The organism is Rhodococcus marinonascens NBRC 14363 (assembly GCF_001894885.1).
Lineage (GTDB): Bacteria > Actinomycetota > Actinomycetes > Mycobacteriales > Mycobacteriaceae > Rhodococcus_F > Rhodococcus_F marinonascens.
Genome location: NZ_BCXB01000080.1, coordinates 1 through 5095, shown reverse-complemented (window position 1 = coordinate 5095; position 5095 = coordinate 1). Strand labels below are relative to the sequence as shown.

Sequence of the window (5095 nt, the reverse complement as noted above, 5' to 3'; positions counted from 1 at the left end):
AGCGACCGTGTCGGGTTCAGCTTCTCCACCAACCGCTCGAACGGCACATCCGCCGCAGCGAACGCCTCGAGATCGGTCTCCCGCACCCGATCCACCAACTCGGTGAACGACAAATTCGGGTCGCACTCGGCCCGCAACACCAACGTGTTCACGAACATCCCCACCAGATCATCGAGCGCAGCCTCGCCGCGCCCGGCGATCGGCGACCCCACCGCAATATCGGTGGTACCGGACAACTTCGCCAACACCACCGACAACGCAGCATGCACCACCATGAACGGCGTCACACCCCGCTCGTGCGCCCACGACTGCAACCGCGCCACCGTCGGCGCCGGCACCGAGAACTCGACCCTGCCACCGACACCCGAGCGCACCACCGGGCGCGGTCGATCGGTCGGCAACGCCAACACATCCGGCACACCCGCCAACGCACCCGACCAGTAGCCGATCTGCTGCGAGAGCACCGATCCCGGGTCATCCTCCGAACCCAGCACCTCCTGCTGCCACAGCGTGTAATCCGGGTACTGCACCGGCAACGGCGCCCACCCCGGCTCGTGCCCCGCGCACCGTGCCGCATACGCCACCACGATGTCCCGCGCCATCGGCGCCGTCGAGAACCCGTCCGCACAAATATGGTGCACGGCCATCGCCAGCACATGCTCGGACTCCGACACCCGGAACAGGGCACCGCGTACCGGCACCTGGGCGGCCACATCGAAACCCCGGGTCAGCAACGCCGCCGCACGGACCCGCAACTCGTCCTCATCCGCGACCGGCACCGGTGTCAGATCCACCGGCACCCCCGACGCCGGCACGATCACTTGCGACGGACCCTGCTCCGAATCCGGGAACACCGTCCGCAACGCCTCATGACGGGCCAGCACATCGGCCACCGCCGCCTGCAACGCCGCCACATCCAACACACCCGTCAACCGGATCGCCAACGGAATATTGTATGCCGCCGACCCCGGATCGAACTGGTTCAAGAACCACATCCGCTGCTGCGCCAACGACAACGGCACCCGGTCGGGCCGCACACCCGCCACCAACACCGGACGCTCCGAACCACGCTCGGCAGCCCCCACCCGCACAGCCAGCGCCTCCACCGACGACGCCTCGAACAACACCCGCACACCCAGCGCGGTCCCCGAGATCGTGTTGAGGCGGGCCATCACCCTCGTCGCGGTCAACGAGTTACCACCCAGGCCGAAGAAATCATCCTCCGCGCCGACCTCATCGAGGCCGAGCACACCCGCGAACACCTCCGCCACCAGCGATTCCGACTCCGATCGCGGTGCCACGAACGCGCGGACAGTGAACACCGGTGCGGGCAGTGCCCGCACATCGACCTTCCCGGCGGGAGTCAGCGGCAACACCTCCAACACGGTGATCGCCGACGGAACCATATATTCGGGCAACACTCGACCCGAGTGCACGGTCAGCACCGCGGTGTCGATCGTGTGCCCGGGGGAGGCGAGCACGTACGAGACGATCGTGCCGGTGTCCTCATGCTGCACCGTCACCGCCATCTCCACACTCTCATGCGAGGCCAGTGCCGCATCGACCTCGGCCACCTCGATGCGGTGACCGCGCACCTTCACCTGAAAATCGGTGCGCCCCAAGTATTCGAACGCATGCGAGGCAGTCCGGCGCACCAGATCACCGGTGCGATACAACCGGGTTCCACCATCCCCGTGAGGGTCGGCGACGAACCGGTCCGCCGTCAGCGCGGCCCTGCGATGGTAGCCGCGGGCCACACCCTGACCACGCACATACAACTCCCCCGCCACCCCGACCGGCACCGGATGCAGACGCCCATCGAGGACCACAGCCTCGGTACCCAGCACCGGTGCCCCGATCAACACCTGTCCGCCGGCGGTCATCGGCCCGTGATGGGTCGCCATGATCGTGGACTCGGTCGGCCCGTACGCGTTGAACATCCGCCGCCCCGGCGCCCACCGGCGCACCAGGGACGCCTCGCACGCCTCACCGCCGACCACCACGACACCGATGTGGTCGAGACCTGCCGGGTCCAGCGTGGCCAGGGCACCGGGGGTGAGGAACACGTGCGTGAGCTCAGCCACCCGCAGAATCCGGGCCAGTTCCTCCCCGCCATACACGTCGACCGGGACAATCACCATCGTCGCCGCCCCACCGACCGCCATCAACAGTTCCAGGATCGAGGCATCGAAACTCGGGGAAGCGAAATGCAGGGCGCGATCACCGGGGCGGACACGGTAATGCCGCTGCTGTTCGGCCACGAACGCCGCGAGACCCGTGTGCGCCACCACCACACCCTTCGGGGTTCCGGTCGAACCGGACGTGTAGATCATGTAGGCGGGATGCTCCGGCCACAGCGGTGACAGCCGATCCGCATCGGTGACCGGCGCAGCCGAGTACACGGACACGTCCACGCCGACCTCGACGACCTCGACGGCATCCGGCAGTGTGCCGCGGTCCGTGGTCGCGGTGATCGCGAGTACCACCCCGGAATCGGTGAGCATATGCTCGACCCGCTCCGGCGGATACGTCGGATCCACCGGCACGAACGCCGCCCCCGCCTTCGCGACCGCCCACACCGCGAGTACCGACTCCACCGAACGCTGCACCATGACCGCGACGAACGATTCCGGGCCGACACCCCGAGAAATGAGTAGACGGGCAAGACTGTTCGAACGCCGATCGAGTTCCCCATAGGCGAGCTCGGTGCGCACCGTCCCATCGGCATCGACCAGCATTAGCGCCGTCGTGTCCGGTTCCACCGCCGCCTCGGCCAGCAACTCGGGCAGGGTCCGGGCGGTCACCGATTCGGGGGCACTCAGCAGATCCGCCCGCTCACCCGCGGCGAGGATCTCCAGATCCCCCACCGGGGTGGCCGGGGAGGTCACTGCGGCCCGCAGAATCCGTAGGAACCGCTCGGTCAACGACACCGCACTGACGTGCTCGAACAAATCCTGGGCATACGTCAGGTTCACCTGCGCACCCGACGGGGCGCCGTGCTCGTCGAACCGGTCCGACACCACCCACTGCAGGTCGAACTTCGCGACCTGCACATCGACCTGTTCCTCGGCGATGTGCAGACCGGGCAGCGCAATGGTGTGCTGCCGGGTGTCCTCGAGCGTCAACACGGTCTGGAAGAGCGGATGATGGGCGGTCGACCGAGCCGGACTGATGGCGTCCACGATGTCCTCGAACGGCACATCGGTGTGCGCATACGCGGACAGATCGGTGACCCGCACCCGTGCGAGCAGTCCCTCGAAGGACAACGCCGGATCCACCTGAGTCCGCAACACCAATGTGTTGACGAACATGCCGACCACGTCGTCGAGCGCCTCCTCACCCCGGCCCGCCACCGGGGTGCCGACCGCGATGTCGTCGCCGCCGCTCAACCGGGCCAGGAGCACCACCAGTGCGGCGTGCAACACCATGAACGGTGTCGCATTCGCCGCCCGGGCCAAGACCGCGACCGCCGCATACACCTGCAGGTCGATCACGAAGTCGACACTGCCACCGCGGTAACTGGGCACTCCCGGCCGCCGATGATCGGCAGGCAGGTCCAGAACCTCCGGGACCCCCGCCAACACCTCACTCCAGTAACCGAGTTGACCTGCCGACACCGAATCGGGGTCGTCTACCGTCCCGAGCAGTGCCCGCTTCCACAAGGCGTAATCCGCGTACTGCACCGGCAACACAGCCCATCCCGGCGCCTGCCCGGTAACCCGCGCCGAATACGCCTGCACCAAATCCCGTGCAAGGATCTGGATCGACCAACCGTCGATACTGATGTGGTGCACCACCATCACCAACACATGCTCGTCGGCGTCCGCACACCGCATCAGAGTCAACGCGATCGGGATCTGCGTGGTCACATCGAACCCGTGCGTCACCGCCACCCGAATCCGTGCACCGAGTTCGGCATCCGAAACAGCCTCGGACACCACGTCGATCAGTTCACCACCGGCCGACGCCTCCCCGGCCGGCACAATCACCTGATATGGGCCCTCCGGAGAATCCGGATATTTCGTGCGCAACGATTCGTGCCGGCCCACAATGTCCGCGACGGCATGGCGGAGCGCGCCGACGTCGAGGGCGCCCGACAACCGGAGCACCGCCGCCACATTGTAGGCGCCGGAAGCCGGATCGAACCGGTTCAAAAACCACATCCGTGACTGCGCCGGCGACAATGGAACCCGCTCCGGTCGGACCCCCGCCGCCAACACCGGGCGCGGACCCTTCCCGCTCCGCCGGTCGACCGCGGCAGCGAGTGCACCGACCGTCGGCGACTCGAACAACTCCCGCATACTCAACTCGGCACCGGACTCGGCATTGATCCGGGCAACCAGCCTGGTGGCAACCAGCGAATTGCCGCCCAGGTCGAAGAAGTTGTCCGACACACCGACCCGCCCGGCACCGAGGACCTCCCCGACGATCTCGGCGATCAGGTACTCGGTGGGGGTGCCGGGCGCAACGAACTCCGCCGAACCCGCGAACTCCGGGATCGGCAACACCCTCCGGTCGAGTTTGCCGCTCACACTCAACGGCAACTCCGCCAACACCACCAGAGCCGACGGCACCATATATCCGGGAAGTTCCGCCGCAACAACATCGAGAACATCCCGCTCGACCAGCACCACCCCGGCCGCCGCTACCAAATAACCGGCGAGGTACTCGCCGGTCGACCCGTCACTGCGGACCACCACCACCGCCTGCGCGACCTGCGGATGCCGCAGCAGTACCGCCTCGATCTCCCCCAACTCGATCCGCAGACCACGGAGTTTCACCTGGAAATCGGTGCGCCCCAAATACTCGAGTTGCCCGGACGGCAGCCAGCGGACCAAGTCCCCGGTCCGGTACAACCGTGAACCGGCGTCCTCCCCCGCCGCAGTGCCCGCGAAGGGATTCGCGACGAACCGGTCCGCCGTCAGATCCGCCCGACCCTGATAGCCGCGGGCCACTTGCACACCCGCCAAATACAACTCCCCCGCCACCCCCACCGGCACCGGGCGCAACCGCGCATCGAGCACAAATGTTCGGGTGTTCCACACCGGCGCCCCGATCGGCACCACCACATCACCCGCCACCGTCTCGTAATGGA

1 protein-coding gene is annotated in these 5095 nt (G+C 67.2%); it reads right to left on the bottom strand.

Annotated features, from left to right (window positions below; genetic code table 11):
- Positions 1 to 5095 (bottom strand): non-ribosomal peptide synthetase (locus tag RM2_RS22560; protein WP_139277909.1); only part of this gene is annotated, 5095 nt, incomplete at both ends.